Annotated in this window: 15 protein-coding genes; 3 read left to right on the forward strand and 12 right to left on the reverse strand. The window is 63.4% G+C overall.

The annotated features are described in order from the left end of the window. Positions 1-37: 37 nt before the first annotated feature. The 3 genes from RYZ20_RS00850 to RYZ20_RS00860 all read right to left on the reverse strand — a co-directional run bounded on the left by RYZ20_RS00850 (position 38) and on the right by RYZ20_RS00860 (position 3,487). Positions 38-250, reverse strand: a complete 213-nt coding sequence (locus RYZ20_RS00850) for a DUF1496 domain-containing protein (protein ID WP_317669988.1) — start codon at positions 248-250, stop codon at positions 38-40. A 79-nt stretch (positions 251-329) separates the two neighbouring features. Then, positions 330-2,354: an ASKHA domain-containing protein gene (locus tag RYZ20_RS00855; RefSeq protein ID WP_317669989.1), complete on the reverse strand. Its 2,025-nt coding sequence runs from the start codon at positions 2,352-2,354 to the stop codon at positions 330-332. Between the two features lie 107 nt (positions 2,355-2,461). Then, positions 2,462-3,487 (reverse strand): ABC transporter ATP-binding protein, encoded by a 1,026-nt coding sequence (locus RYZ20_RS00860; RefSeq protein ID WP_317671278.1) that lies wholly within the window; start codon positions 3,485-3,487, stop codon positions 2,462-2,464. A gap of 251 nt (positions 3,488-3,738) precedes the next feature. Here RYZ20_RS00860 and RYZ20_RS00865 point away from each other — a divergent pair, with 251 nt between their 5' ends. Further along, a complete protein-coding gene (locus RYZ20_RS00865) occupies positions 3,739-4,734 on the forward strand; it encodes a Hint domain-containing protein (RefSeq protein WP_317669990.1) in 996 nt (331 codons plus the stop codon). Here RYZ20_RS00865 and xth read toward each other — a convergent pair. Both xth and RYZ20_RS00875 read right to left on the reverse strand, forming a co-directional pair. Continuing rightward, entirely contained in the window at positions 4,731-5,510 is a 780-nt protein-coding gene (gene xth / locus RYZ20_RS00870; RefSeq protein WP_317669991.1) for an exodeoxyribonuclease III, read from the reverse strand. The two genes, RYZ20_RS00865 and xth, sit on opposite strands and share 4 nt — an antisense overlap. A 49-nt stretch (positions 5,511-5,559) precedes the next feature. Next, the gene (locus tag RYZ20_RS00875) at positions 5,560-5,895 is read right to left on the reverse strand and encodes a HesB/IscA family protein (RefSeq protein ID WP_317669992.1); all 336 of its coding nucleotides are present in this window, start codon (positions 5,893-5,895) and stop codon (positions 5,560-5,562) included. A gap of 92 nt (positions 5,896-5,987) precedes the next feature. Between RYZ20_RS00875 and RYZ20_RS00880 the strand changes: the two genes are divergently transcribed. After that, on the forward strand, positions 5,988-7,202 hold the full coding sequence (locus RYZ20_RS00880) for a deoxyguanosinetriphosphate triphosphohydrolase (RefSeq protein ID WP_317669993.1): 1,215 nt from the start codon (positions 5,988-5,990) through the stop codon (positions 7,200-7,202). On the opposite strand, the gene RYZ20_RS00885 is transcribed toward RYZ20_RS00880, so the two are convergent. From RYZ20_RS00885 to dksA, 4 genes are all read right to left on the reverse strand, one after another. After that, on the reverse strand, positions 7,199-7,669 hold the full coding sequence (locus tag RYZ20_RS00885) for a DUF6869 domain-containing protein (RefSeq protein ID WP_317669994.1): 471 nt from the start codon (positions 7,667-7,669) through the stop codon (positions 7,199-7,201). The genes RYZ20_RS00880 and RYZ20_RS00885 overlap by 4 nt on opposite strands. A 113-nt stretch (positions 7,670-7,782) precedes the next feature. Further along, entirely contained in the window at positions 7,783-9,378 is a 1,596-nt protein-coding gene (locus RYZ20_RS00890; RefSeq protein WP_317669995.1) for a peptide chain release factor 3, read from the reverse strand. A gap of 55 nt (positions 9,379-9,433) precedes the next feature. Further along, positions 9,434-10,600: an FAD-dependent monooxygenase gene (locus RYZ20_RS00895; protein ID WP_317669996.1), complete on the reverse strand. Its 1,167-nt coding sequence runs from the start codon at positions 10,598-10,600 to the stop codon at positions 9,434-9,436. Positions 10,601-10,687: 87 nt separating this feature from the next. Continuing rightward, positions 10,688-11,110 (reverse strand): RNA polymerase-binding protein DksA, encoded by a 423-nt coding sequence (dksA, locus tag RYZ20_RS00900; RefSeq protein WP_317669997.1) that lies wholly within the window; start codon positions 11,108-11,110, stop codon positions 10,688-10,690. Positions 11,111-11,317: 207 nt separating this feature from the next. On the opposite strand from dksA, the gene RYZ20_RS00905 reads away from it, so the two are divergent. Further along, positions 11,318-12,160, forward strand: a complete 843-nt coding sequence (locus RYZ20_RS00905; RefSeq protein ID WP_317669998.1) for an AAA family ATPase — start codon at positions 11,318-11,320, stop codon at positions 12,158-12,160. Here RYZ20_RS00905 and RYZ20_RS00910 read toward each other — a convergent pair whose 3' ends face one another. From RYZ20_RS00910 to ccmI, 3 genes are read right to left on the reverse strand one after another with little or no spacing between them, the layout of a single operon-like run. Next, positions 12,161-12,391 (reverse strand): DUF1289 domain-containing protein, encoded by a 231-nt coding sequence (locus RYZ20_RS00910; protein WP_317669999.1) that lies wholly within the window; start codon positions 12,389-12,391, stop codon positions 12,161-12,163. Beyond that, positions 12,388-12,864, reverse strand: a complete 477-nt coding sequence (gene ruvX / locus RYZ20_RS00915; protein ID WP_317670000.1) for a Holliday junction resolvase RuvX — start codon at positions 12,862-12,864, stop codon at positions 12,388-12,390. The genes RYZ20_RS00910 and ruvX overlap by 4 nt, the downstream gene beginning before the upstream one ends. Then, positions 12,861-14,375 carry a c-type cytochrome biogenesis protein CcmI gene (gene ccmI / locus RYZ20_RS00920; RefSeq protein ID WP_317670001.1) on the reverse strand — a complete coding sequence of 505 codons (1,515 nt, stop codon included), beginning with the start codon at positions 14,373-14,375 and terminating at the stop codon, positions 12,861-12,863. Before ccmI ends, ruvX begins: the two co-directional genes overlap by 4 nt. Positions 14,376-14,490 lie beyond the last annotated feature (115 nt).

A 14,490-nucleotide genomic window follows, 5' to 3' on the forward strand; every position in this document is an offset into this window, starting at 1 on the left:
CGCGCTCCGGCGTCAAGCGCCGGAATGCGGGTTTTTGTCAGCACTTCTCATGCGTGTTCCACCATGTGCCGTTTTGCTGGCACACGATCACGCGCCCACCGCCGCAAACGCGCGCGCCCTGAGTGAATTGCTGGCTGTTATACCAGCACGGCGCACGTTCCTGTGCTTCACCCGTGGCTTGCTCGTCAGTGATCGGCGAGGTCTGTTTTTCGGGGTCGATCGGTCCGAGTTGCACAATTTTGTCGGTCATACCTGCCTCCTGTATTCCACCGGAGGCAGGATAACCCTGCGGGCGCGAAATGTCGCTGCCCCTGCGCGAGGGGCGACGCTTAGCCGCGCCGCCGACGCCGCCGACCGCCATCATCGCCGCCGCCAGTGTTGAAGTTCACATCCGGCAAGGTGACGATTTTCGACAGCTCGGGGAAGGGGGCGGTCGCGTGGGGCAGGGCGTTCGCGGCCACGAAATGCTCTTGGAAACGCGGCTCGATCGCGGTCTCGATCTTGGTGATGCGGCGCACCTGCTGTTCGATGCCGCGCCGCGCCTTGACCGAGCACAGCGCCATGCGCGCGCCGGTGCCTGCTGCATTCCCCGCCGAGCTGACATTTGCCAGCGGCGCGTCGGGGATCATCCCCAGAACCATCGCGTGTTTCGCGCTGATATGCGCGCCAAAGGCGCCCGCCAGAACCACGCGGTCCACCGTCTCGACACCCATCTCGTCCATCAACAGGCGCGCGCCCGCGTAAAGCGCCGATTTCGCAAGCTGAATCGCACGGATGTCGCCCTGGGTCACGGTGATGCGCGGGCCATCGGGCGAGGCGTCGTGGATCACATATTCATGGGTGCGCCCCATCGGCTGGCAGCGCAGCGTGCCGGTCTGCTCGGCCGAGCCGATCAGGCCAGAGCCATCCAAAAGCCCTGCCATACGCATTTCCGCGACCGCCTCGATGATGCCCGAGCCGCAGATGCCGGTGATTTGCGGATCACCGAATTCCGGCTCATTCGACCAGTGCTCGTTGCCGATGATACGGAAGCGCGGGTCTTTCGTGACGGGGTCGATCTCGATGCGTTCAATCGCGCCGGGGGCAGCGCGCTGACCCGACGAGATTTGCGCGCCTTCAAACGCGGGGCCGGTCGGCGAAGAACAGGCCAGCACGCGCGAGCGGTTGCCCAGAAGGATCTCGGCGTTGGTGCCGACATCGACGATAAGCGACAGCTCGTCACGGGTTTCGGGCGCTTCCGACAGCGCCACACCGGCCGCATCCGCACCCACATGGCCCGCGATCAGCGGCAGGATGTAGCTGCGCGCGGCGGGGGCAAGGTTGCCCATGCCGATCTCGGTCGCGGCGATGTCCAGCGCGGTGCCGGTCGCCAGCGCAAACGGTGCCTGACCCAGCTCTACCGGATCAATCCCCAGCAAAAGGTGGTGCATCACAGGATTACACACGACGACCGCCTCGACGATCTCGTCAGGCCCAATGCTGCCTTCTTCGGCCAAAGATGCCGCCAGATCACCAAGGGCAGCCCGCACGGCGGCGGTCATTTCATCCGCACCGCCTGCGTTCATCATGGAATATGAGACGCGGCTCATCAGGTCTTCGCCAAAGCGGATCTGCGGGTTCATCACCCCGCCCGAGGCCAGCACACGCCCGTCGGTCAGATCGACCAGATGGCCCGCGATGGTGGTCGAGCCCAGATCAATCGCAAGGCCATACAGCGGCGCGTCGCGGTAGTCGGGCCAGATTTGCACGATACGCGGGCGGTTGCCGTCACGCGCGTCATTGACGGCCACGGTCACTTTCCAGCCGCCTTTGCGCAGCGCGGGCTGAAGCTTGCGCAGCACCGACAGATCGGCCTCGACCCCCTCGATGCCCCAGTCGTCCTCCAAGGCACGGGCGAGGCGTTCGAAATCGCCTTTCGGGTCGTCCATGCGGGGTTCGGGCACCTCGACAAAAAAGGCGCGGGTGGCCGGGTCCATCTCCATCGCGCGCTCGGTGGCGGATTTGCGGATCACCTGCTTGTGGACCTGGCTTTCGGGCGGCACGTCGATCACGATGTCGCCCTGCACACAGGCCTGACAGCCAAGGCGGCGGCCCGGTTTCAGGCCACGCACGCGGTCATAGCGTTCTTCAACGGCATTGATCGGGGACAGCGCATCTTCGGCAACCGTCAGCCCGTGTTTGGGGAATTCGCCCACACCCGGAGCGACCTGACATTTCGAGCAAATCCCGCGCCCGCCGCAGACCGAGTCGAGGTCGACCCCCAGCTTGCGTGCGGCCTCGAGGACCGAAGTGCCCTTGGCCACACGGCCCCGTTTGCCCGAAGGCGTGAAAATTACCAATGCGTCGTCGCTCATTGCGCTCTCCCGTTTCTTAGAGCTTTTCTAGGCTGAGTAGGCGACAAGTCAAAGCCTGCAAACGACACCCCGAATAGAGAATTCGTCATGCGGGATATTGCGCGGCCTTAGCCCTTCTTTGGAAAGACAAAACAGCGGTCGCGGCGGATCATCAGCCACATCGCCGTGCCGGGTTTGGGCAGAAAGACATTTGGCACGGTGGTGCGCAGTATCGAGCCGTCGAAATCCATGCGGAATTCCACAAGGCTTTCGCGCCCCATGAACCGCGCGCGCTCGACCACGCCGCGTGCGGGCGTGCCGTCTTGCGGGGTGGGGTTGGGGCCACGGCCCGCGCGATCAAAGTCGATTTTCAGGTGCTGCGGGCGGATCACGATGTCAACCGCCGTGCCATCAGGATGGCCCGGCATCAGAAAATCGCCAAAGGCGGTTTTCGTCAGCGCCCCCTCGACGCGGGCGGCAATCACGTTGACATCCGAGAAGAACGCCGCTGCCGCACGGTCGATGGGCGCGTTATACAGGTTATAGGGCGCGCCGCGCTGCACGATTTTTCCGCCGCGCATCAGCAAGATTTCGTCCGCCATCCGCATCGCCTCGTGCGGTTCATGCGTGACCAGAAGAACAGCGGTGCCTTCTTCTTTTAACAGCGCCAGCGTCTCGTCGCGGATACCGTCGCGCAGGCGTTCATCCAGCCCCGAGAAGGGCTCGTCCATCAACAGGATACGCGGGCTTGGTGCCAGCGCGCGGGCGAGTGCGACGCGCTGTTGCTCGCCGCCCGAGAGCGCATGTGGGAAGCTGTCGATGTGTTTCGACAGATGCACGCGCTCCAGCAATTCAGCCACGCGCGCGCGCTTTGCCGCCTTGTCGCCTTTCAGGCCAAACGCCACGTTATCCGCGACCGACAGATGCGGAAACAGCGCAAAATCCTGAAACATCAAGCCGATAGCGCGACGCTCTGGCGGGATTCGAAACACCGTGTCGCAGACCAGCGCGCCATCGACGAAAATCTTGCCCGAGTCCTGCATGTCAACGCCCGCGATCATCCGGAGCGTCGTCGATTTACCGCAGCCCGATGGCCCCAGAAGGCAGGTCACTTGCCCCGCAGGAATCGAGAATGAGACATCATCCACCACCATCTGCCCATCAAACAGGCGCTTGAGGTTGTGCACTTCTAGGCGGGGCGCCGGGGGCAGTCCGGATTGGGCAGGGCTGGACACGCGGTTTTCCGATCAAATTTCTCAGGATGAGGCTGGATAACAGGGTGAAGATGTTAGCGCAAGGCATCGGGGGCAGAGCCTTGACGCAGGGGGAATGACCTGATTAACCCCGTTTCAAACAGTTTCCTTCAATGTCGCCATTATCTGTAGCCCGCGAGGTCGTTTCGCCTATGTCCGATGATCGTGTCCTGCCGGCCCAGATCGTTCACGTCTATGACGCGGATCTGTTCTGGGTGACATCTGGCGCCAATCAGGGCGACGGGCTGGACGAGGCGGGGCTGTGCCTTCCGGGCGATGTTTATCAACTGGAACCCGATGCCGCGCCGGTCAGGCTGGTGCTGACACAGGGGGCGGGCAATCAGCATCTTGCGGCAGGGTCGGGCTTTGGTGCGGTGGGAGACCGGATAGCGCTTGTCGCGCGCCATGTGTTCATGGACCCGCAGGGCGATCAGGTGGACATCCTGCTGATCCGGCACGAGGCAAGTGCGGCGTTGTTCGCCTTGCCGCTGTCGCCGGTCGGCCATCGCATCGACTATACGTTGCTCGAGGCGCATGAAGACCCGGGCGAGGTGCGGCTCTCTGATCTGGTTTGTGTGGCTTTTACCACCGGCACGATGATTACCCTTGCGGGCGGGGCGCAGCGCCCGATCGAGACGCTTCAACCCGGGGACCGTGTGCTGACCCGCGATTCCGGCCCGCGCGAGTTGCGGATGGTCGCGAAGGCGACGATGCGCGCGCTTGGCTCTTTTGCGCCGGTGGTGATTTCGGCGGGCACCTTGGGTAATGAGGGCGACTTGGTCGTTTCGCCTCATCACCGGATTTTCCTTTACCGGCGCGGGGCAAAACGGCTGGCGGATACCTCGGAAATTCTGGTGCAGGCCAAGCATCTGGTCGATGGCGAGCATGTCTGGCGGCGTGAGGGCGGCTATGTCGATTATTACGCCTTGGTTTTTGACCAACACGAGATTGTCTATGCCGAGGGGATTCCGTGCGAAAGCCTGCTGGTCAGTGAGGCGACGCTGTCGCTTTTGCCGCAAGAACTGAGCGCCGCAATTTCCGAGCGTTTGCCGGACCTTGCACACCGCCCGCATTTCGGGACCGAGGCCGGAGCGGATTTGCTTGCGCGGGTCGGGCGCGATACGATCTTCCGCAAAAAGCGCGATTAAGCGTCCAGCCGGACCCAGACAGGCACGTGATCCGAGGGCTTTTCGCGGCCACGGATTTCCTTGTCGATGCCAACCTCGCGCAGCAGGTCCGCGGCTTGCGGGCTAAGCAGCAGGTGGTCGATGCGGATGCCGTTGTTTCGCTGCCATGCGCCCGCCTGATAATCCCAGAACGAATACTGCCCCGCCGCCGGTTCGCGGGTGCGGAAGGCCTCGGTGTAGCCAAGGTTCAGGATACGGCGAAAGGCCGCGCGGCTTTCGGGGAGCGCCAGCGCATCCTCGTGCCAGATCTCGGGCTTGGCGGCGTCTTCGTCTTGCGGGATGATGTTGTAATCGCCCGCCATCACCACCGGCTCTTCGCTCGCCAACAGATCGGCCGCGCGCAGGCGCATCCGCTCCATCCAGGCAAGTTTGTAGTCGTATTTCGGCCCCGGCACGGGGTTGCCGTTCGGCAAGTAGAGCCCGCAAACGCGCACGGCCCGGTCGCCCACAACCGTGGCCTCGATCCAGCGCGCCTGTTCGTCACTTTCGTCGCCCGGAAGGCCGCGGGTCACATCCTCCAGCGGGTAACGCGACAGGATGGCGACGCCGTTAAAGCTTTTTTGCCCATGGGTTTCAACGTGATAGCCCATGTTCTCAAAGATCTCGCGCGGGAAGCCCTCGTCCACCGACTTGATCTCCTGCAACAGCGCCACATCCGGCTCCGCCTCGCGCAGCCAGTCTTGCAGCGCCTCGAAGCGGGCCTTGATGCCGTTGATGTTGAAGGTCGCGATTTTCATGGGCGTCTCCCTTTGCGTCTTGATAGGGGGCGTGTCGCGCGAAGGGAAGTCACATCGAAAACGAGATGCCGCAACCGCAGGATGCGCTGGCGTTGGGGTTGTTCACCACAAACCGCGCGCCGATCAGCTCGTCCGAGAAATCAATCACCGCGTTTTCCAGAAATGGCAGCGAGATCGGGTCGATCAGCACGCGCTGGCCCGCGCCTTCGAGGATCAGGTCGGCGGGGTCGGCCTCGTCAATCAGTTGCATGTCATACTGGAACCCCGAGCAGCCGCCGCCCTCGACCGCGATGCGCAGCGCTTTGGGGGCGTCGGCACCGTCATTGATTTCGGCCAGCCGCGCAAAAGCGCGCTCGGTTACTTTGGGGGGCAGGGTCAGAGACATGGTTCACCTGTTCTTTGCGTCCCGATCCTATATAGAGGGGGAAAGAGGCGCAACAAGGCGCCCCCGACGATTTGGATGTGAGGACAGGTCCAGTGACGCTTAAACCCTATGCCTGCCACCCCGAGGCGAGCCGCGGGCGGCTTTGCCCCGAGAATTATTCGACTTTCCGCTCGCCGTTTCAGCGCGATCGCGACCGGATCATCCATTCCTCGGCCTTCCGGCGGCTCAAGCACAAGACGCAGGTTTTTGTCGAACACGAGGGCGATTATTACCGCACGCGGCTGACCCATACGATCGAGGTGGCGCAGGTCGCGCGCACGATCGCGGGGGCATTGGGGCTGAACACCGATCTGGCCGAGGCGGTGGCTTTGGCCCATGACCTTGGCCACCCGCCCTTTGGCCACACGGGCGAGGACGCGCTGCATGTGCTGATGGCGCCCTACGGAGGGTTTGACCACAACGCGCAGGCTTTGCGCATCGTGACGCGGCTGGAAAAGCATTACGCCGACTTTGACGGGTTGAACTTGACCTGGGAAACCCTTGAAGGGATTGCAAAACATAATGGCCCGGTGATCTCGGACAGCGGCGGATCGCATACCGCGCCCACGCGCGAATTGCTGCCTTATGCGCTGGCCGAGGTTGACGCGATGTGGGATCTGGAGCTGGAAACCAATGCGTCCGCCGAGGCGCAGGTGGCGGCGGTTGCGGATGATGTGGCCTATAATCACCACGATCTGCATGATGGTCTGCGCGCGGGCCTGTTCACCGAAGCCGACCTGTGCGAGCTGCCGACGATCGACGAATGTTTCGCCGCCGTTGACCGGATTTATACCAATATCGACCCGATGCGCCGCCGGCACGAGGCTTTGCGGCGTGTCTTTGGCGTGATGGTCGAGGATGTGATCCATGTGGCGACCAACCGGCTGATCTCGCTTAACCCGCAAAGCGTCGATGACATCCGCGCGATGGAGGGGCCGATCATCCGCTTCTCGAAGCCGCTTTACCAAAACATCAAGGCAATCAAGAGCTTCCTGTTTACCCGCATGTATCGCGCGCCCAGTGTGGTTGAGGAACGCAAGCGGGTGACCGGGATGGTGAATGCGCTTTTCCCGCTGTTTCTGGAACGCCCCGAGCTGTTGCCCGATGATTGGCAGGACGAAGTCACGCGCGCGCGCATGATGGGCGGCGATCTGACGACCGAATCCGGGCGCACAGCGCTGGCGCGGGTGGTGCTGGACTATGTGGCGGGGATGACCGACCGCTTCGCTATTCAGGAATATGGGCGGCTGATCGACCCACAGGCTTAGGCGGGCGGCAAGGGCGCGCCCGCGTCAAGCCCGCGATCCATCATCGGGGTGCGGGCGGCCTCGATCCGCGCCCAGACGTCGGGGGCGCAGTCTTCGGGCTGCCAAAGGCCGGTCAGCGCATAGGCGATGCGCGGCGCGCGGCGTGCCTGATCCTCGATCCGGGCGATGACGGCGGGGCCATGCGCGCCCAGGAGTTCCTCTAAGGGGCCGGCCGCAATCAGCCCGACCTGCCAACCGTTTTCGGCCTTGCGGATCGCGCGCAGGCAAAAGGCCAAAAGCTCTTCGGGGTGGGCGTCGAGTTCAAAGACACACAGGTCCGACCAGACCGGCTCGCCCGCATCCTCGCCCGGATCTTCGCGGTGGTCCGCCAGCCACAAATCGGCCAGCGCCTCGACCGAAGTGATCCCCTCGGGCGCGTTCGCCTGATGGCACAGAAGCGTGGTCAGATCGGATGGAAGCGGTGTCATGGGCGATCTCCTCGGGTTTGGCGCGACCCTAGCAGCGCTGGCGACCGCGCGCGAGTCCGAAGGCGATCAGGCCACCTCTGTCCCAAAATCGGGGCAGGGGTGGCCCAAAGCCGTCACTGCATCATCTCTTTCGTCGCGCTCAGCCGCACGCCTTCGTAGTCGCGCACGACGCGGTCGATGTCCCATTGCAGGCGGGTCAGGAAGACGATGTCGCCGTCGTGGTCGGTGCTGATGTGCTGCTTGTTGGCGTTCACCAGTTTTTCCACGATTGCCTTGTCGCCCTGCACCCAGCGGGCCGAAGTGAATTGCGACGGCTCAAACCGCACGGGGATGCCGTATTCGATCTCGATCCGGGAGGCGAGCACGTCGAATTGCAGCGCGCCGACGACGCCCACGATAAAGCCCGAGCCGATGGCGGGCTTGAACACTTTGGCCGCGCCTTCTTCGGCGAATTGCATCAGCGCCTTTTCAAGATGCTTGCCCTTCATCGGGTCGGTCGCGCGCACCGATTGCAGCAGTTCGGGCGCGAAGGACGGGATGCCTGTGAAGCGCAGCGTCTCGCCCTCGGTCAGCGCGTCGCCGATGCGCAATTGCCCGTGGTTCGGGATGCCGATGATGTCGCCGCCCCAGGCCTCTTCGGCCAGCTCGCGGTCAGCGGCGAGGAAAAGCACCGGGTTCGACACCGCCATCGGCTTTTTCGACCGCACATGCAAAAGCTTCATCCCGCGCTCGAAATGCCCCGAGACAAGGCGCACGAAGGCCACGCGGTCGCGGTGCTTGGGGTCCATATTGGCTTGCACCTTGAAGACAAAGCCCGTGACCTTTTTCTCTTCGGGGGCGACCTCGCGCTCAAGCGTTTTAAAGACTTCCGGTTCGGGGCCGAATTCGCCGATCCCGTCCATCAGTTCCTTCACGCCGAACGAGTTGATCGCCGAGCCAAACCAGATCGGCGTCATATGGCCTTCAAGGAAGGATTGGCGGTCGAAGGCGGGCAACAGTTCGCGCGCCATCTCCAGCTCTTCGCGCAGCTTGGCCAGTTGATCGGCGGGGATGTGATCGGCCAGCTTCGGATCGTCCAGACCGTCGATCTTGATCGATTCCGCCACGCGGTTGCGGTCCGCGCGGTCCATCAGTTCAAGGCGGTCATGCAAGATGTCGTAGCAGCCCAGAAAATCGCGGCCCATACCGATCGGCCACGAAGCAGGTGCCACGTCGATCGCCAGGTTTTCCTGAATCTCGTCGATGATCTCGAACGTATCGCGGCTTTCGCGGTCCATCTTGTTACAGAAAGTCAGGATCGGCAGGTCGCGCAGGCGGCACACCTCGAACAGTTTACGCGTCTGGCTTTCCACGCCCTTCGCCCCGTCGATCACCATGATGGCCGCGTCAACGGCAGTCAGCGTGCGATAGGTATCTTCCGAGAAATCCGAGTGGCCGGGGGTGTCGACCAGATTGTAACGGTAGTCGTGATATTCGAACGACATGGCCGAGGCCGAGACCGAAATCCCGCGATCCTGTTCGAGCTTCATAAAGTCCGAGCGCGTGCGGCGTGCCTCACCCTTGGCGCGGACCTGACCGGCCATCTGAATCGCGCCCCCGAAAAGCAGGAACTTTTCGGTCAGCGTGGTCTTGCCGGCGTCGGGGTGCGAGATGATCGCAAAAGTCCGGCGGCGGGCGATTTCGGGCGGGAGAGCGGCTCTGTTTGTCATGCGCGAGGCTTTATCCTGCCTTTGGGCGCCTTGCAATCGCTCTGAGGGGGGCGGGCTAGCCCTTGGTCACGTCGTGGTCATAGACCCAGTCGAACTGCCCCAGCAACTTGGCGGGCGCGAGGTGCGAAATCGCACGCAGGCCCAGATGGGCGACCATGCGCTTTACGCCCGAGAGGTGATAGTTTCGCGCGTTCTGGTTTGCTGCCTCGACGATGTCGCAGGTGCGCGGGCGGCGCGCGGCCTGATAGGCGGCGAGCGCCGTGGAGGTGCTGTCATGCGTTGCAAGGCTTTGTGCCAGCACCCATGCGTCCTCGATCGCCATGACAGCGCCCTGGGCAAGGAACGGCAGCGTCGGATGCGCGGCATCGCCCAGAATGACGGCATTGCGCCCGAACCAGTGCTGCGCGACCGGATGGCGGAACAGCCCCCAAAGCCACGGGTTCTCGACCTGATCCAGCCATGCCTGAACGGTGGGGCCGAAATGCTCGAACGCGGCCTGCACTGACAGCGCGTCGTCGTGCAGCGTCCAGCTTTCTTCGACCCAGCGGCGGCGCTCCTCGATGGCGACGATATTGCGCAGCCCATGGCCAAGCGGATAGCTGACCAGATGCCGCCCCGGTGCCATGAACACCTGCGCGATATTGGGTTCATCATCGCGGGCCGGCACCAGCGCGCGCCATGCGACCTGATTGGTGAAAAACGGTGTCGCATCGCCGTTCAGCGCCTTGCGCACCTTGGAATGAAGCCCATCCGCGCCGATCAGGAAATCGGTCTCAAGTTCGGCGCCCTGATGCGTGGTCAGGCGCGGCTTCGGCCCCGAAAGGTCAACCGCATCGACCTGCTGCAGCAACCGGATATGCACACCTGCGTCGCGCGCACCTTCGGCCAGAAAATCAATCAGGCGGGCGCGGTGGAGAAAGCGGTATTCGTCATTCGGCTTGTGGCGTGCCAGATCAAGACGCGCGACGCGGGTCTCGGTCTCGCCGTCCCACAGCTCGACCGCTTCGGCGCGCGGACCAGCCGCCGCAAACGCATCCCCAAGCCCGAGCGCATGGAGCACACGCGCGCCGTTCGGGGAAATCTGCAAACCGGCCCCCACTTCGCGGATTGCCTCGGCCTGTTCGAAAATCGTGACATCCGCCCCGCGCAGCGCCAAAGCCCGCGCTACCGTCAGCCCTGCAACGCCAGCCCCCAGAACGGTGATTTGTTTTCCGATCAGCACTTCGAGGTTCCTCCAAACGAAAACACCGGCACCTTGGCGGCGCCGGCGTTGTCCTGTCCTTGAGCGAAATCAACCAGACGGGTTGTTTCAGTCGTCGCGGTGGACCCGTTCCCGGCGCTCGTGGCGTTCTTGCGCCTCAAGCGTCATCGTCGCGATCGGGCGCGCATCCAGACGCTTGAGCGAGATCTGCTCGCCGGTCTTTTCGCAATAGCCGTATTCGCCGTTGTCGATGCGGCGCAGTGCTGCGTCGATCTTCGAGACCAGCTTGCGCTGGCGGTCACGGGTGCGCAGTTCCAGCGCACGGTCGGTTTCTTCCGATGCACGGTCGGCGATGTCAGGCACGTTGCGCGCCGATTCGGCCAGACCTTCAAGCGTCTCAGCGGATTGTTCCAGAAGCTCGTGCTTCCACGCCTGAAGCTTGCGGCGGAAATATTCGAGCTGACGATCGTTCATGAACGGTTCGTCCTCGGCGGGACGGTAATCGTCGGGAAGGAAAGATTCGGCTTTCATTACTGCCCTTTCTGACGTGCCACGAAATGAGCGGGGCCAGAACACGCCCCGTTGTGGCACTTTCTCGGGCGCTCACTTACCCCATGCGGGAAGGGATGTCACGCCCTGCTTTCACGCTGCGTCAAGGTTACCCCAAGGCAGGGCGCTGCTTGCGGCGGGTCTGGGGGGCGGCTAGGGTGGCGCCGCTACTTGAAAACGGAGGCTCCCTTGCGGTTCCAATCCACCAAAGATTACGTCGCTCCCCCTGATCTGACGCTGGCCGTCAATGCGGCGGTGGCGCTGGAGCGTCCGCTATTGGTCAAGGGCGAACCCGGCACCGGCAAGACCGAGCTGGCCCGTCAGGTGGCCGAGGTGCTAGGGCTGCGGATGGTCGAGTGGAACATCAAGTCCACCACCAAGGCGCAGCAGGGGCTTTATGAATACGATGCCGTCAGCCGTCTGCGTGACAGCCAGCTTGGCGACGAACGCGTGAATGACGTGAAAAACTACATCCGCAAGGGCAAGCTGTGGCAGGCCTTCGAGGCCGATGAAAAGGTTGTTCTGCTGATCGACGAGATCGACAAGGCGGACATCGAGTTTCCGAATGACCTGCTGCAAGAGCTTGATAAGATGGAGTTTTACGTCTACGAGACCGGCGAGACGATCCGCGCGCGCCACCGGCCCGTGGTCATCATCACCTCGAATAACGAGAAAGAACTCCCCGACGCGTTTTTGCGCCGTTGCTTCTTTCACTACATCAAATTCCCTGATGCCGAGGTGATGAAGCAGATCGTCGATGTGCATTTTCCGAGCCTCAAGCCCGCGCTTCTGACCGAGGCGCTGACGCAGTTCTATGAAATCCGCGAGACGCCGGGGCTGAAGAAAAAGCCCTCGACCTCGGAGGTGCTGGACTGGCTCAAACTGCTTCTGGCCGAAGACCTGAACCCCGAAGATCTGAAACGCGAAGGCGCGTCGCTTTTGCCGCGTCTGCATGGCGCGCTTTTGAAGAACGAGCAGGATGTGCACCTGTTCGAGCGGCTGGCCTTTATGGCGCGCCGTCAGGGGCGGTGATTATTCGCTGACGCGGGTCGAGTGCCCCCCGCGGCGCTTGCGCAGGCGGGGCGCGCGGGCGGGCAGGTCGGCCATGATCGCGCGGCGTGTCTCGGCGTCATACAGCGACCACTGGCCGATTTCCGGTCCGGTGCGATAGCAGCCGACGCAGATTTTCTCGACCGGATGGATGGCGCAAATCTTGATGCAGGGGCTTTCGATTTCCTGCCGCTTCCAGATGTCGTCGTTCATTGGCCTTGTCCCAGATAGCCCAGACGGTCGAGGGCGCCTTGCAAGATAAACCCGGCCGCGACGTGGTCAATGACCTCGGCGCGACGTTTGCGGCTCATGTCGGCCTCAAGCATGGCGCGTTCGGCCGCCACCGTCGAGAGGCGTTCGTCCCAGAAGGTGATCGGCAGGTCGGTCAGCTTTTCCAGATTGCGGGCGAAGGCGCGGGTCGATTGGCAGCGCGGGCCTTCGGAACCGTCCATGTTCAGGGGCAGACCAAGGACAAGCCCCTTAAGGTCACGCTCCGCCACGATTTTCAGCAATGCCTCGGCGTCTTGCGTGAACTTGGTGCGGCGGATTGTGGTCAGCGGCGTCGCGACCGAGCGCAGCGCATCCGAGACGGAAACGCCGACTGTTTTGGTGCCAAGGTCAAGCCCCGCCACCGCGCCCATACGCGGGATGGCTGCGGCGAAGCTTTCGATGTCAGGGCAGATCACTGCGACAGGCCGGCGTTTTGCGCCGCCTCTTCAAGGGCCGCAAGGGCGGCCGCGTCATCGGCCAGTGCGGTCTTGCCTTTGGCGTAAAGATCCGCCGCGCGGTCTGCCTGACCCAGCGTGGACAGCGACATCACCGCGCGCGCCCATTCCGCGCCCGAGCCGCCCTCGGTCTCAAGCCGGTCCACGAGGCCGTTGACCATGCCAAGGATCATCTCCTGACGGTCCGCGTCGCTCATTTCGGCGGCGTCCTGCATCTGCTCGGCGGTCGGGCCTTTCAACCCGTCGGTGCCGGGGATTTCGCCATCCGCCGCCCGTTGCAGCGCGTCCATCGCCTCGGGCGAGGTTTCGAAATGTCTTTGGGCTTCGGTGAAGAGGGCTGCGGCGCGGTCTTCCTCGCCCAGCAGTTTCAGCCCCGAGATCAGCACAACCCAATCGCCCACAGGGCCGCCCGAGCCAGCCATCTTGGCATTCAGCGCCTCTAGCTTGTCGCGCAGCATCATCTCGCGCGCTTGCGGCATCGGTGCGCGGGCGGCGGCCTGAATGTCGGCCAGCGTTGCCGGAATGCCTTTGGCGGCGGGTTGGGTATAGTTGCGCTCGCCCGCAAGCCAGGCCAGATCGTCGATATTGGCGCGGATCATCGGCACCCACGGCTCGTCCTCGGTCGAGAGGCGCAAAAGCGTATCCCAGATGTCAAAGGCGCGGTCGCCGCGGCCGTTTTGTGCCATCATCAGGCCAAGGTAATACATCGCTAGACCGTTGCGCGGGTCTTTCTCCATCGCGGTGGCGAAGGCGGTTTCGGCCTCTTGCGTCACAAGCCCGCCTGCCGCGATCACCTTCAACTCGCCCAGAGAGGCGTAATCATTCGCGCTCGCCGCATCGCCCTTGACGTCGATCAGGCGTTGCTGGGTTTCCCATCCGGCGCGGAAATTGCCCATAGCGGCCTCGTTGCGCGCCAGAAGCTCCAGTCCGCGCGGATCGTTCGGGCGGTCCTCGACGGCCTGGCGCAGGCGCGCCATAAGATCGGTGAATTGCGCGTCGGGTTCGGGCAGGGGGCCACGGGCCTCGGCGGCCTGTTCTTCGGCGGTGGGCTGGTCGGGGCGCTCGTTATAGATCTCGTCGGCCATGGCAAAACGCTCGGCCATCGGCATGTCCTGATAGCCGGGCGCGCCCAGTCGGGCATACAGGAAGAACGATCCACCAAGCGCCAAGGCGATCAGGCCAAGGCCAACCGCCAAAGCGCCTTTCGGCGGGCGGGTCGCGCCTTCGGTCGCTTTTGCTTCACGGTCGGCCTCAAGCATCCGGCGCGAAACCTCCAGCTTGGCGCGTTCGGCCTCTTCGGTGCCCATCACGCCGCGCGCCGCGTCTTTCTCGATGTCGCGAAGCTGGTCGCGATAGACCTGCATGTCATACGCGGCAGTCGGGGCGGCCTCGGGTTGGCGGCGGACAAGAGCCAGCACGAAAAGCGCGGCAACAAGCACCACAAGGGCGGCAATCAGGGTCCAGAACAGCATGACGTCTCCTATGTTCTGGCCCCGTTTAGGCGAGTTCGCGCGGCTGGGAAAGTCTCAAGGCCGTGAGCGGGCGCATTGTCGCGCCTCAATGTCGGTTTTTTCCGTGGTATGCCGC

This window comes from Pseudothioclava alba, from assembly GCF_033100795.1.
Classification (GTDB): Bacteria; Pseudomonadota; Alphaproteobacteria; order Rhodobacterales; family Rhodobacteraceae; genus Pseudothioclava.

What these genes read in the sequence shown, in the direction of transcription:
- RYZ20_RS00850 (WP_317669988.1), bottom strand. Translation starts at nt 250, where the DNA reads ATGACCGACAAAATTGTGCAACTCGGACCGATCGACCCCGAAAAACAG.
- RYZ20_RS00855 (WP_317669989.1), bottom strand. Translation starts at nt 2,354, where the DNA reads ATGAGCGACGACGCATTGGTAATTTTCACGCCTTCGGGCAAACGGGGC.
- RYZ20_RS00860 (WP_317671278.1), bottom strand. Translation starts at nt 3,487, where the DNA reads ATGGTGGTGGATGATGTCTCATTCTCGATTCCTGCGGGGCAAGTGACC.
- RYZ20_RS00865 (WP_317669990.1), top strand. Translation starts at nt 3,739, where the DNA reads ATGTCCGATGATCGTGTCCTGCCGGCCCAGATCGTTCACGTCTATGAC.
- xth (WP_317669991.1), bottom strand. Translation starts at nt 5,510, where the DNA reads ATGAAAATCGCGACCTTCAACATCAACGGCATCAAGGCCCGCTTCGAG.
- RYZ20_RS00875 (WP_317669992.1), bottom strand. Translation starts at nt 5,895, where the DNA reads ATGTCTCTGACCCTGCCCCCCAAAGTAACCGAGCGCGCTTTTGCGCGG.
- RYZ20_RS00885 (WP_317669994.1), bottom strand. Translation starts at nt 7,669, where the DNA reads ATGACACCGCTTCCATCCGATCTGACCACGCTTCTGTGCCATCAGGCG.
- RYZ20_RS00890 (WP_317669995.1), bottom strand. Translation starts at nt 9,378, where the DNA reads ATGACAAACAGAGCCGCTCTCCCGCCCGAAATCGCCCGCCGCCGGACT.
- dksA (WP_317669997.1), bottom strand. Translation starts at nt 11,110, where the DNA reads ATGAAAGCCGAATCTTTCCTTCCCGACGATTACCGTCCCGCCGAGGAC.
- RYZ20_RS00910 (WP_317669999.1), bottom strand. Translation starts at nt 12,391, where the DNA reads ATGAACGACGACATCTGGAAGCGGCAGGAAATCGAAAGCCCCTGCATC.
- ccmI (WP_317670001.1), bottom strand. Translation starts at nt 14,375, where the DNA reads ATGCTGTTCTGGACCCTGATTGCCGCCCTTGTGGTGCTTGTTGCCGCG.